Origin of the sequence: Acinetobacter sp. Root1280, from assembly GCF_001425285.1 — a bacterium.
Classification (GTDB): Bacteria; Pseudomonadota; Gammaproteobacteria; order Pseudomonadales; family Moraxellaceae; genus Acinetobacter; species Acinetobacter guillouiae.
On the sequence record NZ_LMED01000012.1, the window covers coordinates 603,635 to 626,799 of the forward strand.

At 37.6% G+C, this 23,165-nt stretch carries 16 protein-coding genes; 3 read left to right on the forward strand and 13 right to left on the reverse strand.

The features are described 5' to 3' along the window. Positions 1-4: 4 nt before the first annotated feature. From ASC84_RS12730 to pilG, 5 genes are all read right to left on the reverse strand, one after another. On the reverse strand, positions 5-4,531 hold the full coding sequence (locus tag ASC84_RS12730) for an Hpt domain-containing protein (RefSeq protein WP_056515202.1): 4,527 nt from the start codon (positions 4,529-4,531) through the stop codon (positions 5-7). Positions 4,532-4,676: 145 nt separating this feature from the next. Beyond that, positions 4,677-6,746 (reverse strand): methyl-accepting chemotaxis protein, encoded by a 2,070-nt coding sequence (locus tag ASC84_RS12735; RefSeq protein WP_056515207.1) that lies wholly within the window; start codon positions 6,744-6,746, stop codon positions 4,677-4,679. 42 nt (positions 6,747-6,788) lie between these two features. Then, positions 6,789-7,325, reverse strand: coding sequence for a chemotaxis protein CheW (locus ASC84_RS12740; protein WP_004723799.1), 537 nt, complete (start codon positions 7,323-7,325; stop codon positions 6,789-6,791). A gap of 3 nt (positions 7,326-7,328) precedes the next feature. Beyond that, positions 7,329-7,697 carry a PleD family two-component system response regulator gene (locus tag ASC84_RS12745; protein WP_004723801.1) on the reverse strand — a complete coding sequence of 123 codons (369 nt, stop codon included), beginning with the start codon at positions 7,695-7,697 and terminating at the stop codon, positions 7,329-7,331. 25 nt (positions 7,698-7,722) lie between these two features. Further along, positions 7,723-8,106, reverse strand: a complete 384-nt coding sequence (gene pilG, locus ASC84_RS12750) for a twitching motility response regulator PilG (protein ID WP_004723803.1) — start codon at positions 8,104-8,106, stop codon at positions 7,723-7,725. 284 nt (positions 8,107-8,390) lie between these two features. Here pilG and ASC84_RS12755 point away from each other — a divergent pair, with 284 nt between their 5' ends. Together ASC84_RS12755 and ASC84_RS12760 are read left to right on the forward strand one after the other, a co-directional pair. Next, positions 8,391-9,032 carry a hypothetical protein gene (locus ASC84_RS12755; protein ID WP_056515210.1) on the forward strand — a complete coding sequence of 214 codons (642 nt, stop codon included), beginning with the start codon at positions 8,391-8,393 and terminating at the stop codon, positions 9,030-9,032. 249 nt (positions 9,033-9,281) lie between these two features. Further along, positions 9,282-10,997: a proline--tRNA ligase gene (locus ASC84_RS12760; RefSeq protein ID WP_056515213.1), complete on the forward strand. Its 1,716-nt coding sequence runs from the start codon at positions 9,282-9,284 to the stop codon at positions 10,995-10,997. Between the two features lie 95 nt (positions 10,998-11,092). Here the strand turns inward: ASC84_RS12760 and ASC84_RS12765 are convergent, their stop codons facing one another. From ASC84_RS12765 to ASC84_RS12785, 5 genes are all read right to left on the reverse strand, one after another. Further along, positions 11,093-12,052, reverse strand: a complete 960-nt coding sequence (locus tag ASC84_RS12765) for a DUF6160 family protein (RefSeq protein ID WP_056515217.1) — start codon at positions 12,050-12,052, stop codon at positions 11,093-11,095. Between the two features lie 95 nt (positions 12,053-12,147). After that, on the reverse strand, positions 12,148-14,637 hold the full coding sequence (locus ASC84_RS12770) for a DUF6160 family protein (protein WP_056515221.1): 2,490 nt from the start codon (positions 14,635-14,637) through the stop codon (positions 12,148-12,150). A gap of 21 nt (positions 14,638-14,658) precedes the next feature. Continuing rightward, a complete protein-coding gene (locus ASC84_RS12775; protein ID WP_056515223.1) occupies positions 14,659-15,411 on the reverse strand; it encodes a DUF6160 family protein in 753 nt (250 codons plus the stop codon). Positions 15,412-15,427: 16 nt separating this feature from the next. Then, positions 15,428-16,984: a hypothetical protein gene (locus tag ASC84_RS12780; RefSeq protein WP_056515226.1), complete on the reverse strand. Its 1,557-nt coding sequence runs from the start codon at positions 16,982-16,984 to the stop codon at positions 15,428-15,430. 264 nt (positions 16,985-17,248) lie between these two features. Beyond that, positions 17,249-18,634: a hypothetical protein gene (locus ASC84_RS12785; RefSeq protein ID WP_056515230.1), complete on the reverse strand. Its 1,386-nt coding sequence runs from the start codon at positions 18,632-18,634 to the stop codon at positions 17,249-17,251. 473 nt (positions 18,635-19,107) lie between these two features. Here ASC84_RS12785 and ASC84_RS12790 point away from each other — a divergent pair, with 473 nt between their 5' ends. Further along, complete coding sequence (locus ASC84_RS12790; protein WP_056515232.1) at positions 19,108-19,863, forward strand: DUF4882 family protein; 756 nt, start codon at positions 19,108-19,110, stop codon at positions 19,861-19,863. A 133-nt stretch (positions 19,864-19,996) separates the two neighbouring features. Here the strand turns inward: ASC84_RS12790 and ASC84_RS12795 are convergent, their stop codons facing one another. From ASC84_RS12795 to ASC84_RS12805, 3 genes are all read right to left on the reverse strand, one after another. After that, positions 19,997-21,343, reverse strand: a complete 1,347-nt coding sequence (locus ASC84_RS12795; RefSeq protein WP_056515234.1) for a hypothetical protein — start codon at positions 21,341-21,343, stop codon at positions 19,997-19,999. A gap of 329 nt (positions 21,344-21,672) precedes the next feature. Then, positions 21,673-22,242, reverse strand: coding sequence for a dCTP deaminase (gene dcd / locus ASC84_RS12800; protein ID WP_056515236.1), 570 nt, complete (start codon positions 22,240-22,242; stop codon positions 21,673-21,675). 139 nt (positions 22,243-22,381) lie between these two features. Further along, on the reverse strand, positions 22,382-22,975 hold the full coding sequence (locus tag ASC84_RS12805; protein ID WP_004723817.1) for a LysE family translocator: 594 nt from the start codon (positions 22,973-22,975) through the stop codon (positions 22,382-22,384). Positions 22,976-23,165: the final 190 nt, after the last annotated feature.

Sequence of the window (23,165 nt, forward strand, 5' to 3'; positions counted from 1 at the left end):
GTTCCTATTTAACCGTCAACAAAGCTTCAATATTTTCCAATAAATCAGCTTCTTGGAATGGTTTACCCATATAATTTGTCACACCTAAGCTAAATGCCCGTTCACGATGTTTTTCACCTGTTCGTGACGTAATCATGATGATTGGCAAATCGCGGTGAATTTCATGATGGCGAACCAAGTTGGTGACTTCAAAACCATCCATTCGAGGCATTTCAATATCCAGCAACATCAAGTCTGGTTTGACATTTTCAAGTTGCTCAATCGCATCCACACCATCTTTCGCAGTAATCACATCGAAACCTTGGCGTTCAAGCAAACGTGAAGTGACCTTACGAACGGTAACTGAGTCATCCACGATCATAATCAAACGGCGTTGATCACGATGACGTTGTTTATCATGTTGAAGATGTTCAGCGCCACCTCGGGTAGATGCTTGAACTTGTCGTGCAATATTTTGTCCATCCAAAATCAAACACACCTGACCATCACCCAGAATGGTTGCACCCGCAATCGCATTGATGGTAGCAAACTGCTTACCAATCGGTTTAACTACAATTTGTGAACGTGAACCAATTAACTGATCAACCAGAATGGCAATGGATTGCCCCAAGCTTCCCTTGATCAACAACACTGGTAATGAATGTGCAAGCCCATGTAACCGTGGAGTGACTTGATTCGAGGTAAACTCACCTAAATAACGTAGCTTATAGCTTTGGAAATCGATATCAAAATAGTCATTTTGAGTTTCAAAATATTCTTCCAAAGCGGCTGGTGAAATTCGAACAATACGATCAATTTGCGATAATGGGACTGCAAATTGCTGATCACCGACTTTCACCATCAAGGCATCGCTGACCGCAACTGTTGTAGGTACGGTAATCGTAAAGGTCGAACCATGCCCCAACTCAGAACTGACACTCACTTGACCACCAAGTGATTTAATTTCACTTTGCACAACATCCAAGCCAACACCACGACCAGAGATTTGTGTCACTTGCTGTGCTGTACTAAAACCGGGATGGAAAATAAACTGTAGGATTTCCTCAGGCTCTAACTGCTGATCAGTTTTGATTAAGCCTTTTTCAATTGCTTTATCACGAATAACTTTTGGATCAATTCCTTTACCATCATCTTTAAACGAGACAAGTACATCTGTACCTTGACGACTAATATTCAAATCAATTCGACCAGTCAACGCTTTGCCCGACTTCTGACGCTGTTCCGCATCTTCAATCCCGTGGTCAATCGCATTCCGCAACATATGCTCTAACGGTGAAACTAATTTTTCCAGAATATTACGATCCAACTCCCCTTCAGTATTATTGACTAAAAGTTCAGTGGGTTTATTCACGGTTGAAGAGGTCTGGCGAACCAAGCGCTGTAATCGAGGCAACAATCTTGAAAATGGTACCAGACGAGTACGCATCAAGCTTTCCTGAATTTCAGCTTGAATACGAGATTGCTGAAGCAATAAACCTTCAGTATCACGAATCTTTTCAGCCAACGTAGTTTTAAAATCAACCAAGTCAGATGCAGATTCAGCCAATGATTTTGATAACTGGTTTAGAGATGAATATTGGTCCATTTCTAAAGGATCAAAATCAGCATAGCGAGCGCTTAAATCGCCATGTTTTGCAATGATTTGGCTTTCTAACTCGCCTTCCATACGGCGTAGCTGATCCGCCAAACGTTGAATAGCCAACTCCATATCAGTCAGGGTATTACCTAACTGCCCCAAATCCATCTCAATACGTGAACGGTTGATCGCGTTTTCACCAGAAAGGTCGATCATTTTTTCAACCAAATCCGCAGAGATACGAATCATCTCATTGTTGGATTCAGTCTTTTGTGAAAGATCCCATTCACCCAACATTGAAGGTGGCTCTGTACCATCCCCCTGAACAAACTCACTGATCGATTGCTCAAAGATTAAATTTGTTCGAGATAGTTTTTCTGGAAGCTGTGCTGATACATCAACATATTCAATACTATGTAAGCTCGATTTTAAGCCTTCAAAATTATCATAATGATGTTTAAAGATTGCTGCATCTAGCCAATGAAAGGTTTTTTCCAGTAAACCATCATAAACATTCGAATTAAAATTATGTAAACCAAATTGCTCAAATGCATTTTCTAATTCATATGCAATATCAGCCACTTCTTCCAATTTCACCATTTTTGCACCGCCTTTTAAGCTGTGTGCAATACGTTGTAATTGGAGTAGGAAACTACGGTTGCTACGCTGATCAAACCATTGAGATAAAATGCTTAAACCATCATCAATCAGCTCTCGTGCTTCTTCGATAAAGGTTTCTCGGGCAACAACTTCAACAGGATCTAAATCTGCATCTTGATTTGCATCTATAAACAATTGAGTATCATCAATTGCAGGATGTTGATCTTGATCTGACGGTTCAATTTCAAGCAGTTCTGGAGTTTGATCAATCGCTAAAACGATATCGTCTTCAACATATGCGACTTCATGTAAATCTGCTGAATCATGGCTAAATTGTGGCTCAACCACTGTTGACACTTGAACAGTTTCAATCGGACCTTGCTGATCGATATTTTGTAAAACATTGAGAATATGAGTTGCTGGATAATCAATTGATTTTTCACGAATCAATTGAATACGATCTGCCACATCATCTTGAATTAAACGAATTGCTTGAATAATGTGTGGCTCTGCTTTGAGTTGACCTTTAATCACGCGCTCATAAATCGTTTCTAACTCGTGCGCAATCAAACCAATATGAGTGGCTTGCACCATATTTGCACCACCTTTTAAGGTATGCAAATAACGCATCAAATTGTTTAACGCGGTTGTGTCATCAGGATGGCTTGACCAAGTATTTAAGTCATGGTCCATTCCAACCAACAACTCGTCAGCTTCTTCAATAAAAATGTCGAGGACATCTGCATCAAATTCACGTTGACTGTGTTCTGAGTCAATATTCTGTTTATCCAGATTAATTTGCGTCAGTACATAGTTCCCTACTGATTCAACAGGGTTCGCTGCAATTGAGACTGTATCTGGCTGCTGTTCAATGTCTAGCGCAGTCCTTATTTCAACAATTTCACCATCAACACCTGTGTCTATTTCTTGGTGTAAATAGTCATGTAACTCAGCCAAAATCGCTTGTGTTGATTCATTTAGGCTGACTCTTTGTCCTGATGCCAAAGTATCGAATAAATGAATAAATTCCTGATGGGCCTTAGAAAACATTTCAAAAGCATAATCAGTATTTAATAAGTCAGGCTTGTGAATAACTTGCTCATAACCATCTTTTAAAGCGAGACTAAAATCATGAATGCCTTGCGCAGCACGATTATTGGTATGATCTATCAACATCTGCGCTTGTTGAGCCAGTTGTTGGAAATATGCTGGATATTCAACTTGGGCGCGTTTATCAAACTCAAACTCGGCATCAAGTAATAGATCGATCTCAAGATCAACCAATTGTGTGACTAAACCCGTTTGTGAATGTTGATATTGGTGTTGGAAATCGTAGCGTTCCCAAGCATCATTAAATTTTTGATAAATGGTTTGTAGCTCAACAGCTTGATTACCTTTCAGCTTTAAAACATAGAGATAATCACTGACAAATTCAGCATAGTAAGTCAGTAAAGCATTTTCATTTTTTGAGGACTCGGTATCTTCTTGAACCAATACTTTAAACAAATGCTCGACCTTACCACTAGCTTCAAAGACCTCATTGACATGCGCCATTGAAGAACTGCCACGCAAAGTATGCAAGGCACGAATCAAGCGATTATATTGATCAGGCGTATGTTCTTCTAAGTGCAAAAAGTCTTTAATTGCCGCCAGATGCTCCTCTGACTCTTCAACAAAGATTTCCAAGGTTTCAGAGGTTAAACTATCATCTGCAACAGGCGATTCAACTGCCACTTCTTCTTCAGTCGTATCTGTAGAGCCATCTGCAACGAGATCAACCACATGTGGAGTGGTCACTGAGGTTACTTCTGCTGTTGCAGTATCTTCACCAATCTCCAAACCAGTAATGACATTTTCATTATCCAGTGTATTTGATAATGCCAATAACTCATCTAAAGCAGGTTCTAAGCTTTGTTTCTGTTGTAGCTGTTGCCCCAAATACACCAAAGGTGCTAAATCTAAATGATGCGGTTTTCGATTTAAAAACTCTGAGTAGAGTTTGAACTTATAAATATTAAATACTGCACTGACATAGTGTTGAATCTCGGAAGTAAGTTCCAGATTTTTCGTAATAATACGATTTAATGTATCTTCAACAGTCCAAGCAAGTTCACCAGAACGTTTAGCCCCCACCATACGCCCAGACCCCTTAAGCGTATGAAAATAACGGCGAATATTGACCAATTCGGTATCTTTAAACTCTTCGAGTTGCCATCGATCAAGAGAGGTTTGTAGCTGTTCAAAAATTTCTTCAAGTTCTTCTACAAAAATTTCTAAAATTTCCTCATCCTGACCAAGATACGCATCTTCAGGTAAAGTAACTTGTTCCACTAAATGTTTTAATATTTCTTTCATAGCTCAGGCTTCTATGTTAGTTCCCGTCTTTGGGACTAAAACCTTTCAAAATACAGTCAAGCTGAATGGCTTTAGAAGGCGTTCCATTCTGTGCAATAGCCACTTGTTACAGTCGATATTGCACATATATAAAGTATCAATCGTTTTAGTCAGGCAGTTTAAAGTCTGAAACTGATTGACGTAATGAATCCGCCATACTTGCCAATTCAGAAACCGAACGGGCTGTATCAAATGTTGCACCAGTGGTTTGTGAAGTAATTTCTTGTACGACATTCATCGTATTTGCAATATGGCCTGCTGAAGCAGACTGCAATTTTGCCGACTCAGAAATACTTTCAATCAAACCAGCAAGGTTACTCGATACTGTTTGAATCTCACCCAAGGCAACACCCGCATCTTTTGCAAGGTTCGCACCACGCACAACTTCCGAAGTGGTTTGTTCCATTGAAATTACGGCTTCATTGGTATCGGTCTGAATGGTTTTAACCAGTGTTTCAATCTGCTTGGTTGCAGATGCTGAACGTTCAGCAAGACGCTGTACCTCGTCCGCAACCACGGCGAAACCACGACCCGCTTCACCTGCCATAGATGCCTGAATTGCTGCGTTTAATGCCAGGATGTTGGTTTGGTCGGCAATATCATTAATTAGCGATACGATGTTACCAATCTCTTGTGAAGACTCACCCAAACGTTTAATACGCTTAGAAGTTTCTTGAATCTGCTCACGAATCGTATCCATCCCCTCGATTGAACGGTTTACCACATCTGCACCATTTGATGCAATTTGTACAGAACGCTGTGCTACCTCTGCTGATTCAGCAGCATTTGCAGATACGTGGTCAATCGACTGTGCAATTTCATTAATCGCTGTTGATGCCCCTGCAATCTCTTGCGCCTGATGCTCAGAAGCTTCAGCCAACTGGTTAGTAATCTGTTGGGTATTCTGCGTATATTGTGCAACTTCTTGAGAAGTGTCATTAATTCGAGATACCAGGTCACGTAATTGGTCAATCGCAAAGTTAATCGAGTCGGCAATTGCACCAGTAAAGTCTTCCGATACCGTAGCATACGAACTTAAATCACCATCTGCCAAATCGGCAATTTCATCAAGTAAACGTAAAATCGCATTCTGGTTACGGTCATACTCATCTTGTAAACGTGTTACACGAACTTTATCTGACTCACTACGTAAACCGAGTAGTTTAAATACAGCAAATAAGAATGCGCCAAGTGCAAGGAGTAAAATCAATGCAGGTAAAATCGTACCCACACCAGTATTTACCGAAAGTCGATCCAAACCTTTTAATAAATTATCCGATTGCGCAAAGATGTCTGACGATGCCTGACGTACTTTGAAAATCTGATCAGAGTTCTTTAGTACAGAAGTTGATGCCAATTGCACAATTTCATTGTAATCAGCTTTAATACTTTCTAAAGACTCACGTAGTTCAGGTTTATCAATACGTGTTACACCTAAATCGGCACTACCATTGAGTTGCGCATTTAAATACGTACCAAATGTTTCAGTATCCGCATTAAAGTCGTCTGCTGAAGCACGGGTATTCTCTGAACCACTTAATACTGAACCAATAGAACGTAAAATACGTTCTGCAAGGAATACTTGGTTTTTCGCGATAACAACCTGAGTACTTGACATGTTGTCACGTGCCATTTGGTCAACCATTGCGTTATATTCAGCCTGCATGCCCGGGATCACATCCGCAACAGCAATGTTGGTGTCATATAATTGGTTAATGATTTTTTGGTGTGTCGCAATCATGTCGATATCAGCAGAAACTTGTTTCCAAGTTTTTTCAACGCCTTCTACTTGTTTTGAAGACGCATGAATATCTTTGACGACATCTAAGTTTTCTTTAAATTTCTTTTGCGATGCAACTAAAGCATCAATTGAGTCTTTCGAACCCGATGCGGTGGCTTCAGTTGCTTGACGTGATAAGGTCTGTGATAAAAGTTTTAATTCACCCAAGCTACGAGTTAAGTCGTTATTTCGAGGAACTGTATAGAATAGAACCAAAAGCAAAATAATCGCAACGATGATGCTGGCAATTGCCATCTGAATAAATGGCTTTGATTTGTCGCTTTCCCCAAACAACTTAGCAAATTCATCAATTTTTGATTTGGTTTTGGTTAATACGCCTGAACTACTTTTTTGAGCAGTATCCCCTGTATTTTTCTTCTTTAGTTTAAAGCCCATTCAGCTTCTCCCGATTCGCTTAACTCTCATTAGGCGTCAAAGCTAGTTTATAAATTTTTCTGATGCATTCATGTATTGAGGATCATTTAACAAACGACTAAACAAGAATATATTCCAAGCCTGATTATGCTGTTGAAAATATCCCTGACAATAGGTTTGAAGGTTTTCTTCTAATTGATTGTTTTTAGAAAAAAAGCCTTTTTTATTAAAATGTTGAATCCCCAAAACCTGATCTACGATCAGACCAACATAGTGGTCATTATGACTAATACATAAGACTTTTTGAGTAGGTAGAAATTGGCTTCTTTGCCCCGTTAAATAAAAAGCCAAATCAGAAACTGACAATAACCGTCCGCGAATATTCGCTAAACCTCTCACCCATCCCTGAACATTGGGAACGGGTGTGTATTTTGGCGGATAAATAACTTCTGAAACCTCACCCAAAGGCGCAACAAAATATTGCCCCATCATTTCAAATGCAATGCCTGACCATCGGTTTACTTCATTTTCATTGTCAGCGTAATTTTTATTTCCTCGCTTAGACAATCGAAGTAATTCGATAAATCCATTTGCTGCCATACATTATCCTGCTTGTAGATGTTGCTTAATCGTACTGATCAGCTGATTCTCATCAATCGGTTTGGTTAAGTAGTCACAAGCCCCTTGACGTTTTCCCCAAACGCGGTCGGTTTCTTGATCTTTAGTACTTACAATCACAATTGGAATATGCTTGGTCGCTGCACCACGTGCGATCTGACGAGTCGCTTGGAAACCATTTACACCAGGCATAACAACATCCATTAACACAAGATCCGGCAATTCAGCTTGCGCCAGTGTAATACCATCTGCACCATTGGTTGCTTCAATCACTTCAAATCCATGCTTAGCTAGAATTTCTTTAAATCTAAACATTTCTGTTGGTGAATCATCAACTATTAAAATTTTTGTCATTATTTCCCCCAAATTAACCGTTCAGTTAAGCAGTCACATGATTGCGAATAGCATTTAATAGTTCATCTTTACTAAATGGTTTTGTTAAATATTCGTCCGAACCGACAACACGACCTTTTGCTTGATCAAATAAGCCATCTTTACTAGATAACATGATGACTGGAATATTTTGATAATTTTGGGAGTTTTTAATCAAAGCGCAGGTTTGGTAGCCATCTAGACGAGGCATCATGATATCGACAAAAACAATATCTGGATTTGCTTCAGCAATTTTAGATAAGGCTTCAAAACCGTCTACAGCAGTGACAACTTCACAACCTTCTCTTTGTAATAATGTTTCAGCAGTACGACGAATGGTTTTAGAATCATCGATCACCATGACTTTTAGATTTTGAAATTTATCGTCCATTTAATGCCCCTTTCCGTAAGCTTGGAATGAATTGTGCTGTACAGATTTATTTTTACAATTAATCATGTTTTTTTAACATATATTAACTCACTTTATCAATGAACATTTCTTGTCGGAAATCTCACTTCAAACAGTAAAACACAGTAAAGCTCACATAAAAAAAAATATTCTGCTTTTTTTTAGAAGTTAATTGTTTATTAAAATTTTGTAACCACATAAAATGACCAAAGATAGTTTCAAAATCATATAACTTACATTGATTTTTTGGGGATGGTAGACTTTAAATGGATAGAATAATCTATTACCAAAATATAGCGTCAAAAACAAAAAAAATATGCAATACCGCCCTTTCAGTCAGCTTACTCATCTGTACTTTATCGGTCTATGCCGATACGCCTCAGGCTAAAGCAGTATGGTATAGATATTATGATAAAAATGGGGTGGCCAATATCAGCACCTCGGTCACACCAGCACACATAAAAAATGGTTATGAAGCGCTTGATCGCAACATGCAAGTGATCAAACGTAATCATGCTTATAATGTCGAAAAAGATTTACAGCAATCGACGTCACGCGCATCTGAAATGCGTAAATTAGAACAAGATGCGCGCTTAAAGCGTGCCTATGGCAACTCATCTGTCGCTGTTAACAAAAGAAATGAACTTCTAAGCAATATAAAACAACAAATAACACTACAAAACCAAACACTTAAACAGCTTCAAAGTGATCGTATTATACTTAAAAGACAAGAAATGGAATACTACCGCAAAGGTAACTCTGTTCCTGTTACACTCAAAGATCGGATCAAATACAATTCTGAAAACATAAATAAAACAAAGAATTATATTGGAAGCTTACAAGACAACTACCGCAAGACACAAACCTACTATGATGATATTATTAACCGACTCAAAAAACTTGAATAATCACCTTTTAATTCGGAATTCCTTGGCTCTATTATTGATAAAAACTTAACAAAACAATATAAATGATTTGAACAACCTATCACGATATCGGATAATTTCAAGTTAAAACCGAGCTCTGATCGCATCGCCAATATAAGAATAGAAAGTTTTCAATTTAAACAATCATTAAAAATGTTCAGCTTATTTTTTTATCGTATTTTTTTATCGTATAATCATTCCTTTAAATCTAAAAATTTTAGGACAGTTTCCATGCGCGCGAGTCGCTTTTTATTTGCAACGTTAAGAGAAACCCCAAACGATGCTGAAGTCATTTCACATCAGCTCATGTTACGTGCTGGGATGATCCGTAAATTGGCTTCAGGTTTATACACTTGGTTGCCGATGGGTGTACGTGTGCTCAATAAAGTTGAAGCGATTGTTCGTGAGGAAATGAATCGTGCAGGTTCTTTGGAAACATTAATGCCCGTGACGCAACCGGCTTCACTATGGGAAGAATCTGGTCGTTATGTACAATACGGCCCAGAACTGTTGCGTTTTAAAGACCGCCATAGCAATGACTTTGTTCTTGGTCCGACACATGAAGAAGTCATTACGGACTTGGCTCGTAATGAATTAAAAAGTTATAAACAACTTCCAATGAATTTTTATCAAATTCAAACCAAATTCCGTGATGAAATTCGTCCACGTTTCGGTGTGATGCGCTCACGTGAATTTATTATGAAAGATGCTTATTCTTTTCATGTCGATCAAGCGTCATTACAAGAAACTTATGATGTTATGTACGACACGTATTGCCGAATTTTCAGCCGCTTAGGTTTAAATTTCCGCCCTGTTCAAGCAGATACAGGATCGATTGGTGGTTCAGGTTCACATGAGTTTCACGTACTTGCATCAAGTGGTGAAGACGATATCGCTTTCTCGACCAAATCTGACTATGCTGCCAATGTTGAAATGGCTGAAGCAGTATTGACTGGTGAGCGCGCAGCACCCACCCAAGGTCTAAAAATTGTAGACACACCGAATCAAAAAACCATTGCTGATGTTTCTGCATTTTTAAATACAGATCCAGCGCAATCAGTAAAAGCCTTACTTGTACAAGGTATTGCTGATGAAAAGGGTCATGTTCCTGTAATCGCGTTATTCCTACGTGGCGACCATGAGCTCAATGAAATTAAAGCTGAAAAGCATCCACTGATTGCCGCACCTTTAACATTTGCAACAGATGCTCAACTGAATACTCTTGGTTTAACTGCGGGATTCTGCGGACCACAAGGACTGGTTGAGAAAGGCTTAACTGTCATTGTTGACCGTGCAGCCTCTGTGCTTTCAGATTTTGTTGCGGGTGCCAATGAAGTAGATAAGCATGCCACTGGTATCAACTGGGACCGTGATGCAACATTTACTGAAGTTTTTGACTTACGTAATGTGGTTGAAGGTGACCCATCTCCAGATGGTCAAGGCACGATTTTAATTAAACGTGGTATTGAAGTTGGTCATATTTTCCAATTGGGCACCAAATACTCAGAAGCACTCGGTTGTAAAGTTTTGGGTGATGACGGCAAACCATTGGTAGTGACAATGGGCTGTTATGGAATTGGTGTAACCCGTGTAGTTGCTTCCGCGATCGAACAAAACTTTGATGAGAAAGGTATTATTTGGCCATCTGCAATTGCGCCTTTCGAAGTTGCAATTGTGCCAATGAATGCGCAAAAATCTCCACGTACACTTGAAGCAGCTGAAGCGCTTTATACTGAATTACAAGCTGCAGGCTATGATGTATTACTGGATGACCGTAATGAGCGTCCTGGTGTTAAATTCTCTGACTTAGAGTTAACAGGTATTCCTCACCGTATTGTCATTGGTGAAAAAGGCTTAGATGCAGGTACTTTTGAATATAAAGGTCGTAGAGATGCCGAATCTGTAAATTTAAGCAAAGATGAGTTATTGGCTAAATTGGTGAAGTAATTTTCCAATCGTATTAAAAGCCCTGAAATAAACTAAACCCTATAAGTTGGAACAACTTATAGGGTTTTTATGTTTTGGTATTTTATAAACCATCATTACAGCCCGTTAATTTTTACCTTTAAATCTGTAACTGAAGTTCCAATTGCCCCAAAGTTCCCCATCGAGCCGTTTTGCAGACCATTAAAAGTCCCTGCCGCACTTGCCCCACTCGTTCCCATAATCATCTGATTGATACCCAGATCAAACTTACTCGATTCTCCCGTATTACCAAAGACAAAACCTGTTGGTTCAACGCCAGCATAGAAACCGTTTAATGAAAAACCATTGACCTTATCTGTTCCAGTTAATTGGAAGTTAAAATTTGCACCAATATCGCTATCATCCGATAAAAGTGCAATAGCACAGCCTGATCCCGTACCACAAATCGATTGAATTGCACCACCAAAAGCAATCATACGCCCTTGAGGTGCATTACCTAACTGTAAATTAATGGTTGGTTTGGCTGCAGCAAAGTTGATATCAAAACCATCATTCAGTTTTAAAAATTTAATGACATCGGATTTTTCACTGGTCCCTGTAAAAATAGATTGATATCCAGCAGGCCCTGAAGATGAACTCGCTCCAGCCAAGTAAAGCGCAAATGGTGAAACTTTAATCCCCGTAATATTGCTTCCGAAGCTCATTCCAATATTGGCAAAAGGTTTACCACTTGCTCCACCTGTAGCGCCCCCATCGGTATCCATAACTATATTCATGGTTGGGGTATTTGAAGCACCTAGAAAAGTGATATTAACGCTTTGATCAGCAACCGTACCAGCACTTTTACCCGCAAGAACCAGCGATGCTTTATTTGCATCGTTCACAGTTGAGCCTAATCCGTCACGATCAATAATTGAAATTTGATTGAGTTGAACTTTACTCAGATTTATACCAACATTTATCCCATCTTGCCCCGTTGTTTGGGAAAGACTTTGATCATCCATAGGTTCCATTGCCAGCGCAATTGGACTCAGTATCAATAATGATATACATCCTAGGTTTCTATTTTTTTTCATTATCCTAATCCTTAGGAAAATTTATATACTGCCTACCACATCACAGTCTAATCAGAAATTCTGTACGATAAAAGCACAAGCCGACCAATAACGAATTAATTCCGTGGAACAATGTTGAATTCACTGGTCAACCGGCCTCCTGTTAACGCAATTTCACCTAAGCGCGCACCTGATACTAAAGCACCATTTATAGATGGAGGATAGAAATTTAAATCTCTTGCTCTAAATACACCGCCGACTGACTGTGTTGGATTAAATTGTAAACTTGCATTAAATCCAACCTGACCCGTCCCACTCGTTGAGTTTTTACTGAGCACAATAGCATTGTTAAAGCGAATATCACCCGTCAAGTTATCTAAACCGAGTATAGAACCATTGACAGGATCACTAATCTGGATGGTGTTATTTGTAGCTGCTAATTTTAAATCACCGACCACAGTTAAACGATTGCCTGTGCCATCTGCTTTAATTTCACTATTTGGAATAAGTGACAAATCCATATCACCACCAAAGCGAAGTTTTAGACCAAACAAGACATCATCACTTTTGGCGAAATTATTGGAATCAGATGCTCCCTTGTTGCCACAAGCGACACTTGCTGTCGCAATACCACCTGCACATGATGCATAGGTTGTTCCAGGTAAATAACCTGCCGCAACTTCAGCTGCCATCACCACCAACATATTTTTTAAACTTAAATTTAAACTTCCGTTTTCAACTCCAATACTGCCATTACCTTTCAGCAACATATCGATGTTTCTTAAACCTAAATAATAGTCTTTAGAGGTACCCGCAATTGGAATACCTGCATCATTTTTCACCTGACCACCATCAATCACCAGAATCGAGGTTGTTTTATTGCCAAGCTTAGTTGTACCATTTTTATCCACACCCTCTGTACTTAAACCTAAAGAAAAACCGAGTCTAGAGGTTTGCATACCAGCTGTATTCGAGACACTGCTTTTCGCACCATCTGCTGAATAATAATAGGCTTTATCAGCATCAACGGTTGTACCATACATCGCTAAATTGGCATTTAAGTTATAAAAGGGTAAAGCCAGTCCCCACTGATTATTTAAACCACTCTCTGTAAATAAGTTACCAGCAGCAACACCAGCGGCAGTGGTAAATCTCCCTCGTCTAGAGATGGCTTGGAATTCCCCACCACGAATTGAAGCGACCACAGCATAAGGACGATTACCCGCTGATAGGGTCGTATAAATATCTTGTTTATAATCACTTAAATTGGTTAAAGCTTGGCCATTACCAAAACTTGAATTTTGGAAGGTTGTGTTTACAGGTATCGTAACTTGCTTAGAGTCGGTAAGGTTTAAAAAAACATTCCCTGTGTCAAAAGAAGCACGCGTTCCCTTTTGTAAACCGGTTAAATTACCAAACTCAAAACCGTAACTATTTAATCCAGCACCACCAATTTCCAAAGTGGTTGCATCGCCACCACCAGCAAGCATGGTGTCACCTTCTTTGGTGAAATCCGTCTTCATACGAAATGCGATACCAGAACCACCAACAATATCTTTTCCAGTGTCTGCACCACTCGAATTAACAGCAGAACCAATTAAACTACTGGCATTCTGTACACCACGAAATTGCAATGAACCATTCACCATACGCCCACTGGCACCCACGCGAATCAGCCCTTTAGCACCTGTTGGGGTATTATAGCTATCGACATCATAAAGCGATGTAGGATTGATCCCTTTATTATTCACCATAATTTCAAGATTTAAACCCGCATTGGTTGTGGAAGTCCCATTTCCATAACTGCCTGTGTTTATAAAACCCGCCTTTAATGAAGCTGGATCAACCACACGGGTTAAATCCACATAACCATAGTTCGTATCTGGTGCCTGATTTGCACCCGCGATATTAGTTCCAGAATTCGTTTGTAATTTAAAGCCTTCAGCTGCATCGATAAACGCAAAACCTTTTCCTTTAAAGTTAAAGTTAAAATTCTTTAAAATCAGTTGATTTAATTGATTTGTGGCACTACTTTGGCCTAAATAGATGTTGGCATTTTGAAGCCCTAAAGTTAGCTCAACTTGATCTGTTTTACTTAAAAGACCATTGCTTGTTTTTAATCCAATACTGGTATTTGAAGCCGTCTGTACCGCTAAATTACCCAATTTTGCACTACAACGCGCCCCACTTGGATCACTATCACAAACACGAAATGAATCGACGGTCATCAGCATAGGAGAGAGTGATAAATCTAAATTCACTCCAGTTTTGCCCGCAACAGTGCCCATATTAAGCTTGATATCTGCTTTTAATGGATCTGTAGAAGTATTGCTCTGTTGTATTTTAACCGTATCTGCTGTTGCAACGAGCGCTTGACTGGTTGCATCTGCTTCTGCGCGACCTGCCTGATCTGTCCAGTACAATGTTTTAATATTGGCTTCTTTTAAGCTAGCCTCTATATGTACGCCATCCTGACCATTTACGTTTCTTAAATCGCTATCATCTAAAGCTTGTAATGCATAAACAGGTGCATGTATAGCCAACAAACTCAAAGCCAATGTATTTAAAATAAATCTTTTTCCATATTGTTGTTTTTTAATGTTCATCCCTAAACCCTCAGATTTATTTTAGCAACGCTTATTCATTGTAGAATCACAACTAAACATCATCAGCTTGCCCTGCAGCACAAGATTACCGTTCATTTGTACCCCCATAAAGCCCGTTTCTCGACCAACATCATAATTATCTGCGGTAGAGCCATTAAAACCCGTTGTTTGAGGTTTTGCTACATATTTATTGGCTTTTAAATAACCATACTGGCCTTCTGTTGCACCCGATGAACTTTCCGTAACTGTCCCATCTGGATTAGTTTTACTGGTGAAATCATCTTTTTCTATAGAAAGAGAATTAAATCCAAAATTACGAATTTGGATCGGTTGATTCGCATCAAAAGATAACTGAATTGCGGGTTTGATCATCTGCATAGCTGTGGTATTTTTATAGACCAAATCAACGCCATCCAAACCCAATTTCTGAATATTAATCGTTCCTTGTACACCTTTAAAGACGACCCAAAGTTTGTTCCCTTCAGTACTACTAGCTAAACCATTTGCATCAACATATCGATTATTGACAGACAATGCCAAATGGCAAAATTGTAATTTCTCACAAATACCGCCAGACCCATTATCAAACTTATAGGCATTATTTGTGGTGTAATATGAATCACTTGCATTAATTTGATTCAGTACCAATTTTAAAGATAAATCTGCACCAGCTTGCCCTTCAACTTGCTGCATGTCTGAATCAGTTAAAGCCTCCATCGCTGCCAAATGAAAACTCACCAAGCTAGTTAAAATAAGAATTACTGTTTTTTTCATTATAGTTCTTCCTATCCTATAGGCCTTTGGTGGTTATTTTCATATGCTGAATTAGCATTCCATCAATCAAGGCTGATCCTAAGTTATTCTGTGCATTTGAACTGGTCGCATTATTTAACTGATTAAATGAAACCCCTACAGCACCTGCAGATTTATCTGCAAGTAAAGTCTTCCCTGCATCCATACTATAAACAGTACCTATACTAATACTACTGTGTGTTGCCGAACTGCCTTGATAACCCGCTATTGAACTTGTGCCACAGTTATAAACATTACAAGTAGAACCTGTATATGAAGTATCCGCCCCTGTATAATCTGTATAGATCTTCTTATAAATTGATTCTTTATTTGGGATTCTAGCCAGCTCTATACTAAAGTTTGTTCCATCTGACCCGAGAATCAAAGGCTGATATAATGAACCGAGCACCAAATTGGTATTCAAATTATAAATATAAATACCTTCTTTATCTGAAAAAGTCGGTGCTGTTCCGCCATTAATTGCTGGAGTCGACAAGATATCTTGTGCTGAAGGAGTGGTACAACCATTTAAGTTACCAACCCCACATTCCTGAGTGCTAATTCTAAAAACATGGCTCATCAAATTCGCTGGAGCAGTCCATGAGTTTGCTGTAGATGTTCCCAATAATTTTGAACCATCACCACTATTTAATCGTATAACACCAGCCAAACCTAAAGTATTGTTATAAAAAGCACTCATACCACCCGTATTTGTAGCACCACCGAGCGTTTGGAATAATTGAATTTTACTGCCATTTAATCCAAAACCGTTAAAGATACCTTGTAAGCGAATACGGTTTGCTCGCCCCGTCGCAGTGGTACTAAACCCCTCGCCTAGATTAAATTGATTTGGATCTTTGTCAGCCTTACTTTGATCGCGTACAAAACCATCTGCCCAAAATGCAAGTTTAAGGTTATATGCATCTTCCCCACCAACATCATTGACAAAAGCACTGGTGGTCACTGTTTTCTTATCAGCAGCAAATGAATATAAATTTTCATATAACGGCGCTTCAAAATTTAAATACGTCACAGAACCTGCACCTGTACCAAAGTCAGGTACATTGAGATCTGTTTTTACATTGAATATCCAAGGGTTGGTTGCAGTTCCCCAGCTTTTAATCGCAGCGTTCGCTACGCCATTGGTTGATCCCGCATCTAATCTAAGGTTGGCATTATTGCTTGCATTTTTTGACAACGCCAAACCATATAGATATAAATCAGCTTTGCCGACTGAATGGTCACTGGCATTCACAACACCATCTTTATTGGTATCTTGAACGATTGATGACAATGGTCCCACAGGAACATAATAGATATAGCCAGTGTCTAAACTACGATTTGTAAGCACAGTATCTTGAGTTTGGTTTACTCCAGCGCCCTGAAAAACCATATAAGTGTCTCTAGGCAATAAGGCAATACCTTCGCCTGTGGTATCACTTAACTTTTCATCAGACATTTCTTCGAGTGCGAAGCAAGATTGGCTTAAGCATAAACCAATCAAACTCACCAAAACGGTTTTATGAAATTTTACCGTATAATTGAGTGTAGTCATCCACGACCTTCCTGTGTTATACGATGCTCCGCACCATATTTTATTTTATTTCTTAAATTTCCGACTTCAAACTGCACAAAAACACATATCCTTGTTTATACAGTTTTGTTATGTCTATCACACTTCATACTATGTAATTTTTTTAATTATGACAAAGTTTTTTTGGTTAAAATCTATCATTTCCGACAAATGAATCTTTTTAAACAAGAAACCAGCCATAAGGTTTGGCACAATTACTGTCAAAGCATAATAACCATCTAATTATTAACAAAACTTTAATGAGCCGTAACAGTTTGGAGTAAAATCCTGTTTAGCTAATTGTAAGTTATTTAATGTCATATTAGGTCTAGGTGCATTTGCCAAATCCACCTCTTTTAAAGGAATAGAACTCCCTAAAAGACAATTTAACAATCCCACTGGACCACACTGTACTGGCTTTTCTTGCAAATATGTACTTACTTGATTCATCACTTCATTTAATGTGGCTTTAGGAATATCTACCCGATCAGTCGGATCAATCTTTCCAATATCAATCGGATTGGAAAATTCTAACCACCATCCTTTTTGTGCAACTGATTTATTTCCAGTCCATTGAATATCTTGTCCTTGCAAAGATAAGGAAGCAGGCGTCCCATTTAAACTGGCCTTATGAAAATATCCCAAATCCTCATTGATATCCACATCAACTGTTAAATTTTTGATAGTCCCCTGTGTTTCCTTATTTAAATTTAACCCGATTACATTGGCAATAATATTGCCTGTTAAATCAATATCGCGAACATTTGCACTTGCTTTCAGGAGCGCACTATTAATACGCTTACCAGTTATAGCTTGCTGTTCTAAAACCAAATCTCCTTTTAAAATATTACTGCCCGTTGCTTGGTCACGCAAATTTAAGTTGTATGCTGTTGTGGTAAAATCTAAATTTCCAACAAAAAAAAGACAACAAGCCTTACCGTTAATTGCATTATAACCATCAGATTGCCTTAACTGTGTTCTGGCTGCTTCTCCAGCAATAGTACTTGTACCAAAACCATTAACCAATGCTGTTCCTGTGGTAGCAGCAACTTGCATATATCCACTTAAGGAATTAATTCCATTTTTTGTACTACTATTTTCTGTACCAAACGTCAGTAGTCCCACTGCTTTTTCAGAGCTTAAATTTATTCCCACGACTTGTCGTGTAGAAGCGCTTCCTGGATTTTTAATTGCAAATTGAATAAAAGGATTGGTTAAAACAGCACTTGATCCTACACGTGCAGCACGATCAGCATCGCTACCAGTATTTGATGTTGCAGAGTTTCCTAAGCCACTTAAACCTAAATTATCAATATCAATATCACAACCATTTGCGCCGTTAACGCCACCACAACCTAACTGTAATTTTTTAATATTGGCATTTAACTCAAGCTCAGCTTCTAGACCTAGCTTATAAAATCCAATATTTTTATCACCACCTGTCCGTTTCGCTTCCATATTTGCTGAATCGGTGGGTGCAACATAAGTCAAACTCATTAAAGCTTGACCTGTCGTTTCAGACAGTTGTTCATCAGACATACTTTTTAAGGTTGTTGGCTGTGCATATACAGCAGACATTGCAAAGACACTGAATGAAAAAAGTGTTACACACAAAGCCTTAATTTTAAGCATGAACATCTCCTTATCCTTAGATTATGTTCAAAATTGTGAAACTCTATTATTCCAACAACCAAACCTAATCTTAGATAAACTTCATATAATTTAGGCTCTTACTGTTATGGAAATGTATTTTAGTTTTCAATAGAGAAATATAATGTGATTAATCTATCATAATGCTTTCAAATACAGGTTAAATTTCCGACAAAACGACTGTAATTTTTGTTAAAAAGTTAAGATACCTAATAGGATTTCAAAGCATAGAAAAATAGAAATTTAAACTCATCATTGTTAAAAATACATTTAAATTCAATTATAAATATAAAACTAAAAACATAGATAAAATATAATTTAAACCTTTTAATTAAAATAAATCTACTTGAAGTCGCTGTTTAATATTTAAATTTTTTGAACCTTTTTATCGGATATTTTCACATCTATTCAATTTTAACTTTATAGTAAAATCTCAAAATAAAAAGGAATACACCATGAAAAGAATGATATGCGGCTTAATGATAAATTCAATCTGTATAAGCAGTTGGGCTGCATGTAGTTATGATTTTGATGCAACTCAAACACAAATTTCAGTACCATTTCAAGGTTTTCAAAAATTCCCAAGCATCATTGGGCAAAAAACATCTTTTACTGTGGCAAGCACCAGTTCACCACAAATGTTTGTTGCTGCAAATAGTGCTGCTATTTCAGGGCAAAATAATGGACTAACAGTGCCGCAAAGTGGAATCTTTGCTTATGAATATAAGATTAAAGTACCTACAACTTTATTACCTAATAATGAACAGATTATTATGTATCCCAATTATGCAGATGCCTATTACAATGGTGGTAAAAACCAAATCGTAGTGATGTATGCCAATCACTTACAAGGTAGTGCTGCTCCTGATAAAGTCATCTTTGTGGTGGGCAGTACCAACGATGGCAACAATGGGCTTATAGAACTGCCAGTATCCAATACATCAGATGGGTATCAAAAAATTGGTATTTATGTAAATCAAAACTCAAATCAAGTTGGCATTATTTATAATGGAATCAATCAGGGATATATTTCTTCGAACCCCAGTAAATTTATTAATTTAGCCTTTACAAATGGTTTTAGTTATTATGATATTGGGCAAAATTCTCCGAATATTGGAAAAGAATATTCTGTAGAACTCATCACCGATAAAAATAAATTTCAGTTCACCTATCCAGTTGGAACGACAGACATCTGTGGCAATACAATTTAAACTATAAAAAACCCATTGAATGATCTGCCCCCTATATGTTGGACGGATTAATTAAGGGGTTTTCAAGGACTGAGTCCTGTACTCCACAGGGCTTAGTCCTTTTACTTTGAAGTCACTATAAACCAATAAAAAATTAACAGAATTTTAATGAACCATAACAATTACGATAAGGCTGTTCTAATAAAGTAATATTTCCATCTTTCGCATTTGAACTTGAAGCAATATTACTCACAAGATTACTTACTTTATCTGAAATATTAAGCGTAAAAGCATCTTGAAGATACATACTCCAACCTTTACTCACTGCTGCTGCATAGTCAGGATATTGTAAATTTTGTGCAGATAGAGCAATACCAAAAGTATTTGAATTCACATCTATTTGATGCACGTTACTTAAATTATAAGGCATTTGATAAGTGCTCAATCCCGAAACAGAAGTGCCTAATCCTGTTGCTAACTGTTGTTTAATATAATCGGAAATACCGCCTCTTAACACTGGTAATAAAGCATTACCAATATTTGCACCAAAAGATCCAGAACAAATACCAATAATCCTTACACAAGAGTTACTGGTATTTAACTCCAATGCTGAAGTGGTTGAAGTACCATTTATAATATCATCTACAACGGAACTTAAGTCCAAACCTATTATTTTTGCTTGACTAACACGGTTCCCAACGACAGAAACAGCTAAACCATTTCTACTTACAGTTGAATAATTTGCAGTAATTTCACTATATTTTACTGAAGCTAAACCTAGGTTTAAAATTGTAGCATCATCCAATCCTAGAAAAGCACTAGGTGTTGATATCGCTCTTGAATTCCAGGTTGTTGAGCTTACAGGAGAAACATTTGTTTCACCTAACATTGTTAAATTTGCCTTTCCTGTAAAATATCCACTAAAACTATTTAAATTACCGATAGATAATGGGCCTTCTGCTTTTTCTGCTCCTATACGTATACCAACAACTTCTCGAGTAGAGGCACTATTAGGATTTTTAATTGCAAATTGAAAATAAGGATTTGTTAAGACAAAATCCTTCATATTCTTTTGATTACTAATGGCATTATTACTATCAATGCCAGTAGGTTGATTCGGGTTTGTTGTTGCAGATGTAATACAATAGCCTGCTGCCCCTGTAATACAACCAAAAGAAACACTATCTAAATCTAAATCACAAGCACCACTTCCATTGGTACCACCACAACCTAATTGAAGTTTTTTGATATTTGCATTTAATTCGACAGTCGCTTCTAAACCTAGTTTATAAAACCCAACAGTACTATCCCCACCTGTGCGGCGAGCCTCTAAATTCGCAGTATCTGTTGGTGCAATATAAGTCAAACTCATGAGTGCTTGACCTGTCGTTTCTGACAATTGTTCGTCAGTCAATGCCTGCAAAGTCGCAGCATGAGTCGTACTCATTGCTAAAACACTCAATATTAGTAATACAACACTTAAATATTTTCTTTCGAACATTGTACGCTTCCATCCTTAGCAAAGCTTGACCTTATTTTTATACCAACGCTAAATTATCCTTCAAATCTTGAAAAAATAAAATGATATAAATCACATTTATATTTAGCATCTTTTTATATCATAGATTAAAATTTATACCGATATTTTTTTACACTTTCCGATAAAAAACAATAATTTTAAATACATTTAAATCTCATTTGGTTATGTTTAATTATGATTTTATTTAAAAATTTTTATTGAAAAATAATATATTAAACATATTTATCATGTTGATATATACATAAAAAAAGCAAGTGATTTACACTTGCTTCTTTTAGCTCATTTTTAATTTAAGCTTTAGGTAAGGTTACCCCAACCTGACCTTGGTATTTACCACCACGATCTTTATAAGATGTTTCACAAACTTCATCAGATTCAAAAAATAGCATTTGAGCAACACCTTCACCAGCATAAATACGCGCAGGTAAATTCGTCGTATTTGAAAACTCTAATGTCACGTGACCTTCCCACTCAGGTTCAAGTGGCGTTACATTTACAATGATACCGCAACGCGCATAAGTCGATTTACCTAGGCAAATCGTCAAAACATTACGTGGAATACGGAAATATTCAACAGTACGTGCTAATGCAAATGAATTTGGAGGGATGATACAGACATCAGATTCAATGTCGATAAAACTACGCTCATCGAAATTTTTAGGGTCTACAATAGCAGAGTGAACATTGGTAAAGACTTTAAACTCACGTGCACAACGTACGTCATAACCATAGCTAGATACGCCATAAGAAATCAGCTTTTCACCTTGTTCATCATAACGCACTTGGTTTTCTGCATACGGTTCAATCATACCGTGCTTTTCGCTCATTTCACGAATCCAACGATCAGACTTAATTGCCATTTATCTCTATCCCAAAACTGTGCTATTTACTGCGCTGTACTTTAACTGAAATTGCTTTTGAAAGGAATGTTTATGACGAAATAGAGCACCCCAAGTCTGTAAGTAAACGTACAAACTTAAGTTCAACTATAATCGATTGTTAAAGGCTTAAAAGTGCTGAATAGCTCAGTGGTACAGTAAAACTCACTAAAACTAAAGACGCAGTTCTTTGCATATTGCGCTGATTGAGCCACGTCACTTTATTACTGCAAATCACAGAACCAATAAATGTCCAAAAAAATGCAATGGGTACGATTAATAATAAAAACACCAACATATGTGAAGTATAAGCAGACGCATTTTGCCATACATGTGTTGGGAAAATTGCAGAAGCGAAAAGAAGTGCTTTCGGGTTTAAAAGGGTTGCAAAAAATAACTCACGCGCCCGAATTGTCGCATGATTAAAGTTTTCATCTCGATTTGCTGTACGCCATAATTTTAAAGCCAGGAATAAAATATAGCCTGCGCTAAATAATTTAAGAATAACAGGTACACTTGGAAACTGTTTAGACACAGATCCAATAATTAACCCCCAAATGGTAATGGAGATAAGATAGCCAAGCGCTTCCGCTGGAATTAATGCAAGAGATTTTCGAATTCCAACTTGAATTCCAGAAGATGCTAAAAGCGTATTGGTTGGTCCTGGTGTCAAAAGAATCGTCACCACCAAGCCAATAAAAAACCATGAAATCATTAAATGACCTCATCAATGGATTGATCGCAGATTAAATCTTTTAAATTGAATTGGCAAAAAAATAATTGTAAGAGAACTTATTGAAGAACATTATCCGAAATGAAAATATATTTTATTTTCAATGCTTTAAAAACTTAAAATCAGATAAAAACTGCAAAGTCACTGATCAAAGAAATGCTGTTTTTATGTC

Bases quoted from the DNA above. Each gene is read 5' to 3' on its own strand.
- ASC84_RS12805 (WP_004723817.1), bottom strand. From the start codon at position 22,975: ATGATTTCATGGTTTTTTATTGGCTTGGTGGTGACGATTCTTTTGACA.
- ASC84_RS12790 (WP_056515232.1), top strand. From the start codon at position 19,108: ATGAAAAGAATGATATGCGGCTTAATGATAAATTCAATCTGTATAAGC.
- ASC84_RS12735 (WP_056515207.1), bottom strand. From the start codon at position 6,746: ATGGGCTTTAAACTAAAGAAGAAAAATACAGGGGATACTGCTCAAAAA.
- ASC84_RS12765 (WP_056515217.1), bottom strand. From the start codon at position 12,052: ATGAAAAAAAATAGAAACCTAGGATGTATATCATTATTGATACTGAGT.
- ASC84_RS12755 (WP_056515210.1), top strand. From the start codon at position 8,391: ATGGATAGAATAATCTATTACCAAAATATAGCGTCAAAAACAAAAAAA.
- ASC84_RS12785 (WP_056515230.1), bottom strand. From the start codon at position 18,634: ATGCTTAAAATTAAGGCTTTGTGTGTAACACTTTTTTCATTCAGTGTC.
- ASC84_RS12780 (WP_056515226.1), bottom strand. From the start codon at position 16,984: ATGACTACACTCAATTATACGGTAAAATTTCATAAAACCGTTTTGGTG.
- ASC84_RS12775 (WP_056515223.1), bottom strand. From the start codon at position 15,411: ATGAAAAAAACAGTAATTCTTATTTTAACTAGCTTGGTGAGTTTTCAT.
- ASC84_RS12730 (WP_056515202.1), bottom strand. From the start codon at position 4,531: ATGAAAGAAATATTAAAACATTTAGTGGAACAAGTTACTTTACCTGAA.
- ASC84_RS12760 (WP_056515213.1), top strand. From the start codon at position 9,282: ATGCGCGCGAGTCGCTTTTTATTTGCAACGTTAAGAGAAACCCCAAAC.
- pilG (WP_004723803.1), bottom strand. From the start codon at position 8,106: ATGGACGATAAATTTCAAAATCTAAAAGTCATGGTGATCGATGATTCT.
- ASC84_RS12770 (WP_056515221.1), bottom strand. From the start codon at position 14,637: ATGAACATTAAAAAACAACAATATGGAAAAAGATTTATTTTAAATACA.
- ASC84_RS12795 (WP_056515234.1), bottom strand. From the start codon at position 21,343: ATGTTCGAAAGAAAATATTTAAGTGTTGTATTACTAATATTGAGTGTT.
- ASC84_RS12745 (WP_004723801.1), bottom strand. From the start codon at position 7,697: ATGACAAAAATTTTAATAGTTGATGATTCACCAACAGAAATGTTTAGA.
- ASC84_RS12740 (WP_004723799.1), bottom strand. From the start codon at position 7,325: ATGGCAGCAAATGGATTTATCGAATTACTTCGATTGTCTAAGCGAGGA.
- dcd (WP_056515236.1), bottom strand. From the start codon at position 22,242: ATGGCAATTAAGTCTGATCGTTGGATTCGTGAAATGAGCGAAAAGCAC.